The following is a 17,207-nucleotide window of genomic DNA, read 5'->3' on the forward strand; positions in this document are numbered from 1 at the left end:
GTTAACAACGGGGATGGCTACCATCACAGCTAAACACCATGACTTTTCCTTGAATTGCCAAATTTCCGTTCATCATTAAGCCCATAAAGCCTGTTTCACGTCCATAGTCATAGGCTGAAGGTGTAGCCGTTGCAACTTGCTGATTTGCACTATTTGCAGTTGCCGCATACGTTGGCTTTTTGAAATATGCATAATCATACATATTGGTACTTGAGCCTTGGGTCGTGGTTGAGCTTGTAAAGTTATCTTGCTCAATAGATAACGCGTTAAAACCAAAGTTACGGATTAAAATCGGCTGTGCTGCACTAAAACTAAGTTGAATCGCAGGTTTTATAATTTCGGTATTGGTTTTATCAAGATACTTTAAATCAGCACCATCCAAACCCATTTTTTGAATATTTAAAGTTCCTTGTACGCCTTTAAACACTAACCAAAGTTTATTACCACTATCACTATTCTCGGCCCAACCACTTGGTTTAGTCGCATCTGCTTGCACAAAACGCTTATTAATTGCTAATCCAATGTGGCAGAACTCAAGGTTTTCACAAATACCACCGCTACCATTATCAAATATACCGTTACTGGTTTGGTTTAAATTGAGCATTAAAGACAAATCAGCACCAGCTTGGCCATTAATCGCCTGTAAAGCATCATTATCCAAGGTTTTTAACTCTGCATGAGTCGCAGTTGCACACAGAGTAAGGAGTAAAGCAGTTATTTTTTTCATCGCATTATCCTCCTCTTATAGACCTTTTGTGGTGAGTTTTAAATGCTGAATGAGTAAACCATCTACCACAGCAGAACCTAAATTGTTCAGAGGAGTAATGTTATTTAATGCAGGCGCCTGATTCGCAGTTGGAATTACATAGCCAGTCGTACCATTACTACTTCCAATTAAATCGTTGACTACAGCATTTCGTGATGTCAGCCAAGGAATAGATGCATTACTCCAATCGCGGTTTGAAACCGTTCCGTACATTGGAGTTGAACCTGATGTACTCGTACATCCTAATGCACCAGAACAAGTTGCAGCATCAGCTGGTTTTGCTGTTGGGTTTGTAATGACCCAAGAACCTGTTCCTTGGCTATATTCCCATTGATATAAATATCCTAATGTTTTATAACCACAATTTGTATTAAACAAACCACAACTATAGGTTTGATTCCATATTTGAGTATTTTGTTGTCTTTGCTTATATCGAACTTCGATCATAGTTGCAGAAGTCGTTCCAGATACAGAGTTAGTCAATGACACTAGACTACCAGCAGAAGTTCCAGAAACTTGTGTACCTGTTGAAATTAAGCGACCAAATGAAACCCCTATTGCTCCTTCACTTGTATCTGCTAATAATGTTTTACCATTATCAGGACTATAAACTGTCCCAATTGCAATACTACTGTGCGTAGGGTTTGCACAAGAATAAACGTTACAAGTAGAGCCTTTATATGTGGCATCAGCACCAGTGTAATCGGTGTAGATCTGTTTATATATTTCCGGCTTATTCGCAATTCGCGCGATTTCTATACTAAAGTTTTTACCATCAGAACCCAAAATAAGAGGTTGATATAAATTACCTAGCACTAAATTAATATTTGGATTGTATAAATATAAACCCTCAGTGTCTGCAAACTTTGGTGCTACAGCACCTGTAGCATCTAATGCTGGTGTATATAAATTATTTGATGCATTTGGTGAATCTGAGGTTTCACGGGTACTCAATCGTAAGACTTTACTTGTATCGTTAAAAGCACTTCGAGTTTTACTTGATGTTTTTGTATCTGTTCTTGTGCGATTTTCTACATAATAGCGACAGCCACGTGATGTGCTGAAACTACCTGTACTGCTATTACCACAGTCCCCACTACTGCTTGTACTTAAAGTCGAATTTGCACCAGCATGTACTGTTTGCCAACCATTATTCGCACTCGTTGCATAAGTTTGGGTTTGACTCGTAATATTTTCAGTCACAATGCTTGTATTTTTACTATCGCCCGTATTTAAGCGCACTAAGCCAGACATACCTAATGTATTGTTATAAAAAGGACTCATTCCTCCAGTAGTAGTTGCTCCACCTAGTGTTTGGAACATACTAATCTGGCTACCATTTAAACTAAAGCCATTTAGAATACCTTGCAAACGCAACCGGTTAGCACGACTTGTATCAATACTCGTACCAATTAATCCACTACTATCGCCATATTGAAATTGTGCTAAAGAACCATTTGTAGTTGCCACGATATTAGGGTTTCTTACAAATACATCTGTCCACAATCCTAATTTTAAATTATATGCATCTGCTCCCGCTGCACCATCAATCGTAGGTTGATATAGAGGAGCCTCTAAAGATAAATAGGTAACAGGATAACCACCACTATCTGTCGTGCTAAAGTTAGGAATATTATTTGCAGTTTTTACTTTAAATACCCACGGGTTCGCACCTGTTCCCCAACTTGAAATCGCTGCTGCTGTTGCAGTATTGGCAATACGCGAGTTTGCATCACCATCTGACTTAGAAAGCGCTAAGCCATAAAGAAAGATATCCGCTTTTCCGACAGCTTTATCTTCGGGACCAACAGTACCATTACCACTGGTATCAGCGGCTGCTACACTCAAAGGACCCACAGGCACATAGTTAATGTAGCCGGTATCTTTACTACGGTCGGTAATAATTTGATTTACAGATTCATTGGGACCAGCTCCACGGAATACCATAAATGCATTTTGGGGTAATATTGCAATACCCTCACCCGTAGTTTCACTCAAACCAGCATCAGAAAGCTCTTCAAGAGCAAAACTTGATTGACTTAAACAAAGTCCAATTAAACTTGCTAAAACGGTTTTTTGAAAACTGACCGTATAATTAAGTGTAGTCATCGTGACCTTCCTGTTTTATACGATGCCGCGCACCATATTTCTTTTTCTTTAACAGTCCTTGATGTGAGATAAAATGATTTCCTTTTCCATCTCACAGGGGGGCAAACTCTAAAAAATTGCCAACCTTTCCACAATTCCATTATGCTGAATATTTATTCAAATGCAAAATGAAATGAGCAAAAATACATTTTTCCGATGAATGAAAACTATCAGTTTAATTTAGTGTAATTAACAGAATTTTAAAGAACCATAACAGTTAGAAGAAAAACTCTGTTTTTGTAACACTACATTGGTTAAGCTCATTGAAGCTGGGGTTTTTCCTGCTAAATCAACATTTCCAATAGGAAGATTACCAGCCAAGCAACTTAATGCGAGTGGTCCACATGCCACAGGATTACTATTAAGGTATGAGCTAACTTGCCCTAAAGCATCATTAATAGTAGCTAATGCAATATCGACGTTTCCAGAAGGTGTAATTTGACCAATATCAATTGGGTTTGTAAGCTCTAGCCACCATCCTGTTTGGGCAGTCGATGCAGCCTCTGGCCACAATATATTCACACCTTGCACAGATAAATAACCAGCAGATCCATTTAACTGTGCAGCATGGAAATATCCTAGACTTTGTTTAATTGCCACGTTTACATCTAAATTATTTACTGTTCCAGTGACATTACCCGAAATCGGAACGGGAATACCGAGTAAATAAGCAGTTGCATCTAAAGTTCCAGTAACTGCAATTCCTCCAACCCTTGCAGTCGCATTTAAATTGGCTGTATTTATACGTTTACCCGTAATGATTTGTTGTCCCATAGATAGGGTTCCACTACCCGCCCCTAAGTTCAGATTATAGGCAGTAGATGTAAATGGAAGAGTTGCTACATTACCAATAAATTGTGCTTGTCCTGTAATTGCGGTTCCAGTCTCATTTTGAGTAATGCCGTAGTAAGGATTTGTAGTTACGGTTCCTCCTGTTGGTTTAGTCACTAAATACCCACTCAATGAGTTAATACCACTTGCAGCATCACCATTTTGTAAACCAAAAGTAAGTAAACCTGAAAGTGATTTGGCACTTAAACGAAAACCTTGTACTTCACGTGTAGAAGCTGAATTTGGGTTTTTAACCGCGAACTCTAAAAATGGGTTGGTAATAACAGCAGATGACGCAGCTCGCTCCGCACTAGTACTATCGACAGTACCACCACTTAAGCTCAAATAATCGATATCAATATCACATGCCCCTGCTCCATTGACACCGCCACAACCTAATTGTAATTTTTTAATATTGGCATTCAGTTCTAATTGGCCATCTAGAGCAAGTCGATAGAATCCCATGTTTCCGTTAGTACTTGAATTACTTGCAGCATCGGTAGGCGCAATATAAGACATACTCATCAAGGCTTGGCCACGAGTAGCTGACAACTCAGCATCTGACATTGGAACTAAGGTAGAACCAGCATAAGCAGAAGAAAAGCATAAACTTCCAAGTGCTAGAATAGCTACATGAAGGGACTTAAACTGTCGCATGACCGACCTCCGTATCCTTGGGGGCATAATCTAATTTGATTTCTTTTTATTTGGCTTCTCTTGCTTTAACCTTAAATTAAATACATAAAGAAAACGCCGATATTTACGATCTAGTTTCTTTTAATTTGTGTGATACAACTCAAAGAAACAAATCAATTATTGATCATTTTATATCATTTTTTACAAAAGAAAACGTTCATTTATTAATATTCCGATGAACGCCACTTTCTCTACTTTTCAACAAAAATAGGCCACTGAAAGTGACCCATTTTTTTAGAATTTAATCTAAATTAAAAACAACTTAGGTTTTAGGAAGTGTCACGCCAGTTTGACCTTGGTACTTACCACCACGGTCTTTATAAGACGTTTCACAAACTTCATCACTTTCAAAGAACAACATTTGCGCTACACCTTCACCAGCATAAATACGTGCAGGTAAATTCGTAGTATTTGAAAATTCTAAAGTCACGTGACCTTCCCATTCTGGTTCTAAAGGTGTCACATTGACAATAATACCGCAGCGTGCATAAGTCGATTTACCAAGACATACAGTCAAAACATTACGCGGAATACGGAAATATTCAATTGTACGTGCTAAAGCAAATGAGTTTGGCGGAATAATACAAACATCAGATTCAATGTCGATAAAACTTTTATCATCAAAATTTTTCGGATCAACAATTGCAGAATGTACGTTAGTGAAAACTTTAAATTCGCGGGCACAGCGTACGTCATAACCATAGCTAGAGACCCCGTAAGAAATCAATTTTTCGCCATTCTTATCAAAACGGACTTGATTCTCTGCATAAGGTTCAATCATGCCGTGTTTTTCGCTCATTTCGCGAATCCAACGATCAGACTTAATAGCCATGTATTTTCTATCCAAAAGGTAATTTCATTGATTGCGACGTACTTTAACGTAAAAAAGCAATTATGAAAACAATGCTTGAGCTACTCTTCTCGATAAGAATAGCTCAGTAAGACTTTTAAAGGTTTAATAAAGCAGAATAGCTAATCGGAATTGAGAAACTCACTAAGATCAGCGAGGCTGTTTTTTGTAAATTCGTTTGATTTAACCACCGTACCTTATTGCCTGCCAAAATTGAACCCAAGAAAATCCAGAACAATGCAATCGGTGTAATTAACGCTAAATAAGCCAGCATATGAATGAGATAAATATGAAAATCAGTCCATGCGGTAACAGGGAAAATCGCTGAAGCAAAAAGTAATGCTTTAGGGTTGAGTAAAGTTGCACAGAACAATTCACGCGGGCGAATAGTTGGCTGATCTAACTCAAATTGCTGATTGGCTGTATGCCATAATTTAATAGCTAAGAAAATGATGTAACAAGCACTTAGCAATTTAAGCATAGGAGGTAAGAAAGGAAGCGTTGCGGATACCTTCCCAATTAACATTCCCCAAGCTGAAATAGAAATTACATATCCAAGAACTTCTGCCGGAATTAATTTCGCAGACTTCTTAAGACCTACTTGTACTCCTGACGATGCCAGTAAAGTATTGGTTGGGCCTGGGGTAAGTAAAATTGTGGCAACTAAGCCAATAAATAGCCATGAAATCATTGAATGACCTCACAATGTAGTCATTTCAGATTAATAGATATTTTTTGCCAAGGCAAAATCTAATTGTAAGACAATTTTTTAAAAAGTTAACATTCAATATTTTAAAATTAATATTAAACAATAAGATAGGTAATTTTTAAAAATTTTAATCTAAAAAACTTAGCAGTCAGTTGTTGAACTTTGCGTACCAAATTGTATTAAGTAATATAAGTATTTTTATTTAAAATCTATTTTTACCTAGAAAAGATCTATAATGAATTATTACTGCAGTAAGTTTAATTTTTAAGCTTTCAATAAGTTTCAATTAATATATTGTTTTTTTGTGTTTATATGAGTCACTAGACTCTACTATCCTATGATTATGGCAAAGCAATTTTTTCAGTCTTGGCTTCCTTCTCCAGAGAAAGTTTCAAATATGAAATTTTTAAGGATTTTTGGGAAAAAAACCCTTAATCCTGTGCTTTGGTATGTCAACCGTAAATCAATTACAAGAGCCGTTTTTGTAGGAACATTTTTCGGTTTACTGCCTATTCCATTTCATAGCGTCTTTATTGTGATGGCAGTATTGCTATTTGAAGTGAATTTGCCTATTAGTCTAATGCTTGCTTGGCTCAGTAATCCTCTCACCTTAGTTCCCATTTTATATACTGGATTCTGGTTTGGTTCGCACATTTATCATGTACATATGATCAATAAAAAGATGCTTTTAGGTGTACTGCATCAAATTTCTAGGTGGATTACTCACTTTGGTCATGGGCATATAGATTTCAGTCTCGCCAAAATTTTAATGTCAGGGCTTGTAGTTGAAGCATTTGTATTTGCAATCATACTTTATATAGTGACTGAAGTTTTTTGGCGTTGGATGGTCATTCGAAATTGGAAAAGTCGAGCTGGTTATAAGAAACAAGAAGATGCCCTTTAAGAACTCATCTTCTTGCATATAGTTAAATTGTTATTTTGCTAGTTTAGATTTCATATATTCTTCTGCCACATTAAGCACATAGTCTTGGCAAGCCTCTCCAGTACCTGGTTCATATGCGCCATTATTGGTAATATTATTAGATAAAATTCGAATTCCTAAGAAAGGAACATTAAACTGGCTTGCAATTTGTGCAACTGATGCTGCTTCCATTTCCTCAACAGAGGTACCATAACGTTGATGGAAAAATTGAATACGATCCAATTCATTATTCCAAACATCTGCTGATCCAATCGTTCCTTCAACTACTTGACCTTTGTCATAACGAACTTTATGGGCCGCCATTAATAACTCTTTATCGCCTTCAAATTTGCGAATTGCAATTGGTTCGGGATCAGACTCATCGGTTGGTAAAACATCAAATGCTTCAATCCAAGTGAGTGAATTTGATCCAGCTCCTAATGCTTGTTTAGGGGTTCTAAATGCACCAATATTAGTTGCGTACTTTCCTAAAACAATATCGTAAACATGTAGATCTGGGTCATGTCCACCTGATGTCCCCTGATTAATAATTGCAATCGGCTTATAACGCTCAATGGCTAAAGCTGTTGCAGCAGCAGAGTTACTCATACCCATACGTGTTTTGGATATAATCATTGGATAACCATTGTGTGTTCCTTTCCAAAAGGTCCATCCACCAACATTTTCAACAGTCACATTCTGTAATTTAGCTGCCATCTGTTGCGATTCTACAGGTAGAGCACCTTGAATAATAATCGGCTGCAGTTTCTGTTTCTGTTCTCCAACTGTCGATGTTTGTGAAACAGTTGAGTTATCATCATTACATCCCATTAAAAATACCGCACTACATAAACTGATCACACCCAAAGTATATTTAAATTGCATTTTTCACCTATTTCTTTTTAAAAGCGTAAACTAGCAATCTACATGCCAATTTCAAGATTAGCTTTGTTATTTAGATTCAGTAATTTAAATTTTACTTTTAACTAACCAATAAAAAACCCGACTTAAAGTCGGGTCAAATGAATCAAAAGATTCGCTTATCATCACGTGTGCGTTGAGGGATTTTCTCAATCTGTTGCCAGACTGCTTTAGCAATCTCAATATAACTATCAGCTGCATCATCCATTGCTACGACACTCGGTTTACCTTCATCAGCATGCTCACGTATTTGAGCATTTAAAGGTAAACGACCTAATAATGGAATATGGTATTGTTCGGAAAGCTTATCACCACCACCAATACCAAAAATTTGTTCTTCATGGCCACAATTCGAGCAAATATGAGTCGACATGTTCTCGACGACGCCTAATACTGGTATACCAACTTTATTAAACAACTCAATTCCTTTGGTGGCATCCAATAAAGCAACATTTTGCGGAGTCGTCACAATAATTGAGCCAGTCACAGGAATACGCTGTGCAAGTGTGAGTTGGATATCACCTGTACCCGGCGGCATATCAATCATCAATACATCTAAATCTGGCCAAAGTGTTTGATTAAACAATTGCATTAGAGCACCTGTTGCCTTCGGTCCACGCCATGCGACAGGTGTATTGTTATCACCAGTGAGATGTCCAATAGAAAGTACAGCCATACCATATGCATCTAAAGGTACAAAATTTTCACTTTCAATAAGAGGTGTTTTGCCAGCATTACCTAACATGGTTGGAATACTTGGGCCATAGATATCGGCATCTAATACCCCAACCTTGAGTCCAATTTTTTGTAAGGCAAGCGCTAAATTGACCGTAGTGGTCGATTTACCAACCCCACCTTTACCAGATGAAACCAAAATAACGTTCTTAATTCGAGGATGAGCTGGAACATCTCTTTGTTGAGGAGCAGCTTTTTGAATCGGTGGATTGTTTGGATCAGGTTCAGATTTAGTTGAAGCATCAACTACTGGTGGTAAGTTCGAATTTTCTTTCGGTGCTTTAGATGAAGAACCTTGACCTGCGCTTTCTTGTTCTGGGCGCTTTTGCTGAACTACGTGCAAATTAAGTTCTTCAATACCACACTTTTCTAAGGCATCGGCTAATTCATCATGAATTTGCTGCAGATGCTCTTTCTCATCAGGAAATGTATTAATGGTGAGTTGTAGAACTCGACCTTGCACCTGAAGCTGACTAATGCGCTCTTTTAAGGCATCTTTGGAATGGGGTAGCAAATAATTTTGGAGTACGGTTTGGATTTCATCTTCTTTCACTTCTTGTGCCGGTGAAAAAACAGACTTTAATGAAGAAAGCCAAGACATATTGTTTACTCCAAAAACAGATCATTACAGCTTATTGGAGCTAGTGTAACAGTATTGGTCCGTACTCGCTCAACTCGAAATGAATAATTGCTAATTTTAAATCCTCAACATTTGAGTGAGCAGCACGGATTTTAGTTTAAATCACCTTATTCAGCAGAATCGTGATTTTTTAACTTATTCAGTTTATCGGTTGCTGTTTTCTTCAATTCATCAAACTTTGCAGTTGCCTGCGTTTTCAATTCATCAAGTTTTGATGCAGCTTCTTCCTTCAATTCTGCGGCTTTGGCTTTAGCATCATCAAGCTTATGGGCCGCTTCAGTACGTAAGTGATCAAACTTATCTTGCAGACTATGCTGAGCATCATCAAGTTTGCCTTTCAAATCAGTGGCTTTATCTTCAACAGCATCTTTTGCAGAAGCCTGTTTTTCTTTTACATTGTCCTTCAAATTATCCAAGGCTTTTTCACCTTGTGCTTTTGCATCTGCTGCCTTTGACTTTAATTCATCTACTTTATCTTCAACAGCATCTTTTGCAGCGGCCTGTTTCTCTTTAACATTTTCCTTTAGGTCGTCCAAAGCTTTCTCACCCTTTACTTTTGCATCTGCCGCTTTTGCCTTTAATTCATCTAATTTATTTTCAGTAGTCATCGTTGTTATCCTCATCGTTAATTAAAAAAATTACCTGAAGTAAGTTAATAGTTATACATCGTTATGACTTATTTTCTGACCGTAACTGCAATTTGAAACAAAGACAATACAGGAAGATTCAAATATTTTTTGATTTGTTTATCTTTTCTAAAGAGAAATAACTTTTAACTTAAAATATGTTTTGCTTCCCCTTGCTTCTAGCCAAAGATTATTAATCTTTGCTTATCCAACTACTCAAGCTTAGCTCTTGTCTTGCACTCGTCCCCCTTATGAAGCAATCCTTCTCATGCTTTGTTTTTCTTCACTCATCAGTTAAAATCTTCCACCTTATAAATACGAATGAGAGAATGAGATCCGTGCGTAAAATTTTAGTCACTAATGCCCTCCCTTATGCGAATGGTCCAATTCATATGGGTCATTTACTCGGTTACATCCAGGCAGATATCTGGGTTCGTGCCATGCGGGCAATGGGTCATGATGTGACTTATGTGTGTGCGGACGATGCTCATGGTACAGCGATTATGCTACGTGCCGAAGCGAATGGTATTAGCCCAGAAGAGCAAATTGCGAATGTTCAAAAAGAACACATTCGTGATTTTGACGGTTTTGGCGTTCATTTCGATCATTACGATTCAACACATAGCGATGCAAACAAAGCACGCTCAACAGATATCTACATTAAAAACCGTGAAGCTGGAAATATTGCAGTTCGCCCTGTAACTCAATTATTTGACCCAGAAAAAGGGATGTTCTTATCTGACCGTTTCATTAAAGGTACCTGCCCGAAATGTAAATCAGAAGATCAATACGGCGACTCATGTGAAGTATGTGGTACAACTTATAATGCAACAGAGTTACTTAACCCGCGTTCAACTTTAAGTGGTGCAACACCAGTTGAAAAATCATCAGACCATTATTTCTTCAAACTTCCAAACTTCTCTGAATATTTACAAAAATGGACGCGTGATGAAGGTCGCTTACCACTTTCAATTGCGAACAAATTAGATGAATGGTTTGAAGCTGGTTTAGCAGACTGGGATATTTCTCGTGATGCACCATATTTTGGCTTTGAAATTCCAGATGCACCAAATAAATATTTCTACGTGTGGGTAGATGCCCCTATTGGTTATATGTCTAGTTTTGAAAACTACATCAAAACTAAACGCCCAGATTTAAACTTTGAAGATTTCTGGAAAAAAGACAGCCAAAACGATGTTTATCATTTTATTGGTAAAGACATTGTTTATTTCCATGCTTTATTCTGGCCTGCAATGCTTGAAGGTGCGAACTATCGCACTCCAACTGGCTTGTTTGTAAATGGTTTCTTGACTGTAAATGGACAAAAAATGTCTAAGTCACGTGGAACTTTCATTAAGGCCGAGACATATTTACAGCATTTAAACCCAGAATATTTACGTTACTACTTTGCCTCTAAACTTTCAGATAAAGTTGAAGATTCTGACTTGAACCTTGATGACTTTGTTCAAAAAGTAAACTCAGATTTAGTCGGTAAAGTCGTTAATATTGCTAGCCGCTGTGCAAAATTCGTCAATAGTAGCTTTAACAATACTTTATCTGCTGAATGTACAGAATCTGAGTTAGTACAAAGCTTTATTGATGCAGGCGATTCAATTGCTAAAGCATATGAAGCACGGGAATTCTCTACGGCGATCCGTGAAATTATGGCGCTTGCTGACCGTGCAAACCAATATATTGATGAGAAAAAACCTTGGGCACTTGCGAAACAAGAAGGTCAAGAGCAACAAGTTCTTGATGTATGTTCTGTGGGTATCAACTTATTCCGTCAACTCGCGGTGTACTTGGCTCCAGTTCTTCCAACTTTGGCAAAGCAAGTTCAAGATTTCTTAAAACTTGAAAGCTTCGATTTCGAGTCACGTAAACAAATTCTTGTAAGTCATGAGATTGCACAGTTCCAACCTCTCATGCAGCGTGTTGATCCAAAAGCTGTTGCAGCTATGGTTGATGCTTCTAAAGAGTCTTTAGGTGCTCCTGCTCCAGAAGCAACAAAAGCGGCAGCGAAAAAAGACAAAGCAGCTGAGAAAAAAGCAACTCTTACACCAGCAGTGGGTGAAGCTGAAATTATCGGTATTGAAGATTTCTTAAAAGTTGACTTACGTGTTGCTCAAGTACTTGAAGCAGGTACAGTTGAAGGTTCAGATAAGTTACTTCAACTGACGTTAGATGTTGGTGAAGCTGAACCACGTAACGTATTTAGTGGTATTCGCAATCAATATGCGCCAGAAGACCTAAAAGGTAAATTGGTTGTTATGGTTGCAAATCTTGCGCCACGTAAAATGCGTTTTGGTATTTCAAACGGTATGGTACTTGCTGCTGGAAATGGTGAAGGTATTTTCATTATTTCACCAGATAGCGGTGCAAAACCTGGCGATAAAGTTTCTTAATTTGTCTTAATAAAAAAGCTCTCAATTTAGGGAGCTTTTTTAACTATAAATTTTCAAAAAACATCTATAAGAAGGCTTAAATTATAACCAAGGCCGCCCTTCGCAAGGGTTACTAAATAAAACGTGTATATTACCCAACTCTTCATTTGTTAAATAGCCATTCTTATTTTCATCTAAATAATGAAATAGCTCTGCTTGTTTATTGTCTCCCTGAAAACGCTTATCCGTAGACCAGTTATACGGGTAGAAATCCTGGACACGTTCAAATTCTTTTAAGCTGTACATTCCATCATGATTTAAATCATATTTTTCCTGAAAAAGCTTCCAATCCAAGGATGCAGGCTCACATGCACTTACCACATTTAACATGCAGTAAGTGATGCAAGCTATGAGTAACTTAATAGTTGGATTGCTCATGATTATTGGCTTGTAAATCGGAAATCTTGTAATCTTTTTCATGAACAGGTGTACCAACAATGCTCATGGTCCGCTCATTTGCTGGTTGTGGCTTACTCATTGTTTTCATCTCACACCCTGTAGTTAAGATGAGAAAAACTACAGAAATGCTCACCATTAGTTTTTTCATAACGTGATCCTCATTTCTTTTTGTTTTATTTATTAAGTTACCACTTTTTAAATATTTAAGTATAAAAAAAGATATTTCAATTTGTATATATTTTACTCAAAAATAAAGCCAGACTTTAAATAGCTGGCTTTGTATTTTTTAGATATTTTAATTAAAGGCTTATCATTTGAAGAAAATTAATTTTAAACCTAATAAACTCACAATGCTTCCAGCCACTCGGTCAACGCCAGTTTTTGCTTTTAAGTACATTGTTCTAGGCTTCTCTGAAGAGAGCAGCATTGCAACACATGAATACCACCCTGCATCAATCATAAAACAAATCACTGGCAATGCAACGTAGTAGTAATTTGGAATTTCTTTTGGCAATAAAGCAGTAAATACACTCGCTAGAACGACTGCAATTTTCGGGTTGCTTAACTGGGTAATCAGGCCATAACGATATGCCTGTTTATAGGTCATTTTTGATTTGCCATCATTTTCCATGGCAATTGGTTCTTTAGCGTGTTTAATAATTTTAAAAGCCAGCCAAAGCAAATACAGCCCACCACCAATTTTTAAGATTAAATAAGCAGAAGGCACTGCTAATAAAACTGCCTGCAACCCCATAACAGCTAGAAAACCAAAAAGAGCTGCGCCTGTACCTGTACCTAAAGCTGTAAACAAACCATGTTTACGTGATTTAGAAATTGAATTTTGTGCTACGTAAATAAAGCTTGGCCCAGGACTTATTGCTCCAAGCATCAATGCCATCGCAATTGAAAAAAGAGGAATAAGGGACTCAAACATTGTATTGACCTAGCATTACGCAATTGCGCGGTATTCTAACAGCTTTTTATGTCACATATAAAAATGGAAAACATATAAATGATGAAAATTGAATTTTCATGTTTTTACAATTTATATCTTCACAACGGACAAAAATGTCCGTTAAATATATCTGTCTTTAAAACTCCCAAACCAAGAACATGAGTACCCGCCAAAAAATTGCTGCCCATAATCGGGATGAATTACTCAATGCTGCCGAAGAATGTTTTCGTATTCATGGTATTAATGTCCCCTTACAGGTTGTGATTGACCATGCAGGTGTAGGTAGAGCAACTTTTTACCGCAACTTTTGTGATCGTAAGGCTTTAATTAGCGCTCTTTTAGAGCGTGCAATTACACAGCTAGAGCAAAAAGCTGCTCATTTTCAACAATTCGAAGATGGTTTATTTCGTTTAATTGAAGGACATATTGCACAACTTCCTAAACTTGCAATTTTGCAAGATTTTTGGAGAGTGATTGATCGACAAGATCCAATTATGTTAAAAATTTATGAACGGCGAAATAATGCACTTAATCCACTGATTGAAAATGCCATAGAACAAAAACTGTGTCGAGCTGATCTCACTGCCAATGACTATGCAATGGTCACTGCAATGTTAGGTTCTTCATTTCAAGGACATGAGCCAGAAGAACAAACTCGCTTAGCAAAACGAGCAATTGAATTACTATTTAATGGTATTCAAGTACAAAAATTCGAGGGATAGAATGAGTAAAACGCCTCGTTATTTAGAAACACCACCTGACTGGACACCAGACGAGCAACCGACTTTGCCTGGTTCACCAGCAGCGATTGCACACTCTGTACCTAAGCGGTTTATTTACTTTTTTATTGGTTTATTTATCGCCCTTTCGGCAAGTTTAAGTAATGGTTTTATTACGGCAAATTTACCTTTAATTCAAGGTGAATATGGACTGACACCTTCTGAAGCTGCTTGGCTCCCTGCTGCTTATGTCATGGCAAATGTCAGCTCAAACCTGATTTTGTTTAAAGCCCGGCAACAGTATGGCTTAAGAGTATTTTCGGAAATAGGACTGGTTATTTTTATTGCCGTGCTAGTTTTACATATTTTTGTGCATACCTACGAAATGGCCCTATTTGCAAGAGTTGTAGCGGGTTTAGCGGGAGCACCTCTCAGCTCTTTAGGTATGTATTACACCATGCAAGCTTTTAAAAAAGCAGATATGGCAAAAGGCATCTATATCGCTTTCGGTTTTCAACAATTAGGGGTTCCCGTCGCTTGGATTATTTCTCCATTTCTTGTCAGTACAGACAGCTGGTCTGTTCTTTACACCTTTGAGCTAGGTTTAGCACTTTGTTGTTTAGCCATGGTTGTTTCATTGAAACTACCACGAAGCTTACGTATTTATGTATTTGAGAAGCAGGATTTCTTTACCTTTGCTTTACTGGCTCCTGGTTTTGCATGCTTATGTATTGTGCTTACACAAGGCCCAATTTTATGGTGGTTTAACAGTGAATGGCTTGCTTACGTTTTAATTGCTGGCTTTAGTTTGGTTGTTCTTGGTTTGCTCTATGAACACTATCGTGCCAATCCATTAATTATGACACGTTGGTTAGGTACTGCTTCGACACTACGTTTTATTTTTGGTGCTTTTGCGATTCGGCTTCTAATGTCAGAGCAAAGCTATGCTGCTGTTAACTTCTTAAAAGCCATGGGAATGGGGCCTGATCAGTTTGTACCACTTTATGTTGTGATATTCATCGGGATTTTAAGCGGAACACTGTTTAGTGCACTGACTTTTTCACGTGAACGAATTATCTTCCACTTACTTTTTGCAGAGTTCTTGATTCTGGTTGCCTGTGGACTAGATTATCACTTAACCAGTGATGTTCGACCAGTGAACTTCTTTGCAAGTCAGTTCCTAGTAGGTTTCGCAGGTGGTTTATTTATTGGGCCGTTACTGCTCATTGGTTTCGCCCAAACTTTAGCTAAAGGTCCTTCGTATGTAGTGACTTTTATTGTGCTGTTCTCAGCAACTCAAACCTTTGGTGGCCTTGTCGGGTCTTCTTTCTTCTCGACCTATCAACAACACCGCACGCAGAACTATCAAGTCGAGATTATTAAAGATTTAGAACAATCCGACCCGTTAGTTTCTCAAAGGCTCTCCACCTATCAGCGTAGTGCAGCCATCACAACAAATGACCCAGCATTACAAACGACTCAGGCCATGCGCACACTCAATCAAGTAGTCACCCGTGAAGCACAAGTGCGTGCCTACAATGATGTTATTGCGTTAAACGGTATTTTTGCTATCGCACTGCTCTTATGGGGTGGATTTAACATTGCGCGTAGTAAATATCTACAACGTAGAGGAATTAGCCGCCCTTAAAGGCTTTTGTTATTGATGAAATAGAAATTGAGATTGATATATGTCAGATGATCAAAACAAACCGGAACCAACACCAGCTCAGGCACCTGTCAACGAGCCAACACCTGCACCTGCAAGTAAATTGATTCCGACAAAAAGCTCAACTCTGTTCTGGATGTTGGGAGTCCTTATTATCGGTATTTTAGTAATTTTATGGGCATGGAGAATTGGTCCGTTTGCAACGAGTGTTCAGCAAACTGACAATAGTTATGTCAAAGGTAAAACTACGATTTTATCTTCACAAATTAATGGCTACGTTAAAGATGTATTAGTCAAAGACTTTGATCACGTTAAAATGGGTCAAGTGTTAATGCACATTGATGCAACCACTTATGACCAAAAAGTAACTCAGGCAGCTTCTGGGGTTGAACAAGCTAAAAATACTTTAGCCAACCAAACCCAATCCATTGCTCAGAAGCAAGCTGATATTGTGGCGGCGCAGGCTAAAGTCGATCAAGCAAAAGCTCAATACGAACTCTCTTTAGCTCAGCTTAGACGTTACCAACAGCTAGGAAATAGTGGTGCAGCCTCTAAATCTGAGCAAGATAAAGCCGCGGCCGATGCTGAAAATAACCTTGCAGCACTGAAACAGGCAGAAGCGAATGTTTTAGTTGCTAAAGAGGCTTTGAAAACCGCACAGGTCGCAGAAGCTGGCTTAGAAGCACAAGTTTCAAGTGCTAAAGCACAGTTAGACCAAGCACAAACCACTAAAGACTATAGCGTTATTGTTGCTCCAATGGATGGTCAACTGGGTGAAGTAAACCCTCGTGTTGGACAATATGTCGCGGCAGGCTCACAGTTACTCTACTTAATTCCACAGCAAACTTGGGTGATTGCTAACTTTAAAGAAACCCAAATTGCCAATATGCGAATTGGTCAAAAAGCATGGTTTACTGTCGATGCCATGAACCACAAAAAATTTACAGGCCATGTTGAGCAAATCTCACCTGCTGCAGGTTCAGAGTTCAGTGTGTTAAAGCCAGACAATGCGACAGGCAACTTTACTAAAGTTGTGCAACGCATAGCTGTACGCATCACCATAGACCCGAATCAGGAAGGAATGGAACACTTACGCCCTGGTATGTCAGTGATTACTTCTGTCGATACAAGTTCTTAATCAGCTTTTTAAAGTTCTCTTTAAAAAGCTACAATGTGATCA

16 protein-coding genes are annotated in these 17,207 nt (G+C 38.0%); 5 read left to right on the top strand and 11 right to left on the bottom strand.

Annotation, left to right across the window (positions count from 1 at the left end; genetic code table 11):
- Window position 1: 1 nt before the first annotated feature.
- The 5 genes from I8T81_RS15080 to I8T81_RS15100 form a co-directional block, all read right to left on the bottom strand.
- Complete coding sequence (locus I8T81_RS15080; RefSeq protein ID WP_198071572.1) at window positions 2-727, bottom strand: DUF6160 family protein; 726 nt, start codon at window positions 725-727, stop codon at window positions 2-4.
- 15 nt (window positions 728-742) lie between these two features.
- Window positions 743-2,875, bottom strand: a complete 2,133-nt coding sequence (locus I8T81_RS15085; RefSeq protein WP_198071573.1) for a hypothetical protein — start codon at window positions 2,873-2,875, stop codon at window positions 743-745.
- Window positions 2,876-3,103: 228 nt separating this feature from the next.
- Entirely contained in the window at window positions 3,104-4,402 is a 1,299-nt protein-coding gene (locus I8T81_RS15090; RefSeq protein WP_086496336.1) for a type 2 periplasmic-binding domain-containing protein, read from the bottom strand.
- Between the two features lie 301 nt (window positions 4,403-4,703).
- Window positions 4,704-5,273: a dCTP deaminase gene (dcd, locus tag I8T81_RS15095; RefSeq protein WP_002120290.1), complete on the bottom strand. Its 570-nt coding sequence runs from the start codon at window positions 5,271-5,273 to the stop codon at window positions 4,704-4,706.
- 115 nt (window positions 5,274-5,388) lie between these two features.
- Entirely contained in the window at window positions 5,389-5,982 is a 594-nt protein-coding gene (locus I8T81_RS15100) for a LysE family translocator (RefSeq protein ID WP_191012685.1), read from the bottom strand.
- Between the two features lie 355 nt (window positions 5,983-6,337).
- Here I8T81_RS15100 and I8T81_RS15105 point away from each other — a divergent pair, with 355 nt between their 5' ends.
- Window positions 6,338-6,904, top strand: a complete 567-nt coding sequence (locus I8T81_RS15105) for a DUF2062 domain-containing protein (protein ID WP_004703446.1) — start codon at window positions 6,338-6,340, stop codon at window positions 6,902-6,904.
- 30 nt (window positions 6,905-6,934) lie between these two features.
- Here the strand turns inward: I8T81_RS15105 and I8T81_RS15110 are convergent, their stop codons facing one another.
- The 3 genes from I8T81_RS15110 to I8T81_RS15120 form a co-directional block, all read right to left on the bottom strand.
- The gene (locus I8T81_RS15110) at window positions 6,935-7,807 is read right to left on the bottom strand and encodes a 5'-methylthioadenosine/S-adenosylhomocysteine nucleosidase (protein ID WP_198071574.1); all 873 of its coding nucleotides are present in this window, start codon (window positions 7,805-7,807) and stop codon (window positions 6,935-6,937) included.
- Window positions 7,808-7,949: 142 nt separating this feature from the next.
- Window positions 7,950-9,179 (bottom strand): iron-sulfur cluster carrier protein ApbC, encoded by a 1,230-nt coding sequence (gene apbC / locus I8T81_RS15115; protein WP_191012683.1) that lies wholly within the window; start codon window positions 9,177-9,179, stop codon window positions 7,950-7,952.
- Between the two features lie 146 nt (window positions 9,180-9,325).
- Window positions 9,326-9,826, bottom strand: coding sequence for a hypothetical protein (locus I8T81_RS15120; protein WP_191012682.1), 501 nt, complete (start codon window positions 9,824-9,826; stop codon window positions 9,326-9,328).
- Between the two features lie 356 nt (window positions 9,827-10,182).
- Between I8T81_RS15120 and metG the strand changes: the two genes are divergently transcribed.
- On the top strand, window positions 10,183-12,249 hold the full coding sequence (metG, locus tag I8T81_RS15125) for a methionine--tRNA ligase (RefSeq protein ID WP_191012681.1): 2,067 nt from the start codon (window positions 10,183-10,185) through the stop codon (window positions 12,247-12,249).
- Between the two features lie 81 nt (window positions 12,250-12,330).
- On the opposite strand, the gene I8T81_RS15130 is transcribed toward metG, so the two are convergent.
- The 3 genes from I8T81_RS15130 to I8T81_RS15140 form a co-directional block, all read right to left on the bottom strand.
- The gene (locus I8T81_RS15130; protein WP_191012680.1) at window positions 12,331-12,666 is read right to left on the bottom strand and encodes an EF-hand domain-containing protein; all 336 of its coding nucleotides are present in this window, start codon (window positions 12,664-12,666) and stop codon (window positions 12,331-12,333) included.
- Window positions 12,647-12,835, bottom strand: a complete 189-nt coding sequence (locus tag I8T81_RS15135) for an NF038215 family lipoprotein (protein ID WP_019457069.1) — start codon at window positions 12,833-12,835, stop codon at window positions 12,647-12,649. Before I8T81_RS15135 ends, I8T81_RS15130 begins: the two co-directional genes overlap by 20 nt.
- Window positions 12,836-12,997: 162 nt before the next feature.
- Window positions 12,998-13,621 (bottom strand): LysE family translocator, encoded by a 624-nt coding sequence (locus I8T81_RS15140; protein WP_049066979.1) that lies wholly within the window; start codon window positions 13,619-13,621, stop codon window positions 12,998-13,000.
- Window positions 13,622-13,800: 179 nt separating this feature from the next.
- Between I8T81_RS15140 and I8T81_RS15145 the strand changes: the two genes are divergently transcribed.
- From I8T81_RS15145 to I8T81_RS15155, 3 genes are read left to right on the top strand one after another with little or no spacing between them, the layout of a single operon-like run.
- Window positions 13,801-14,364, top strand: coding sequence for a TetR/AcrR family transcriptional regulator (locus tag I8T81_RS15145; RefSeq protein WP_077163852.1), 564 nt, complete (start codon window positions 13,801-13,803; stop codon window positions 14,362-14,364).
- Window position 14,365: 1 nt separating this feature from the next.
- Complete coding sequence (locus tag I8T81_RS15150; RefSeq protein ID WP_004703464.1) at window positions 14,366-16,009, top strand: MFS transporter; 1,644 nt, start codon at window positions 14,366-14,368, stop codon at window positions 16,007-16,009.
- 40 nt (window positions 16,010-16,049) lie between these two features.
- Window positions 16,050-17,165: an HlyD family secretion protein gene (locus I8T81_RS15155; protein WP_198071575.1), complete on the top strand. Its 1,116-nt coding sequence runs from the start codon at window positions 16,050-16,052 to the stop codon at window positions 17,163-17,165.
- Window positions 17,166-17,207: the final 42 nt, after the last annotated feature.

It is taken from the genome of Acinetobacter seifertii, assembly GCF_016064815.1.
Lineage (GTDB): Bacteria > Pseudomonadota > Gammaproteobacteria > Pseudomonadales > Moraxellaceae > Acinetobacter > Acinetobacter seifertii.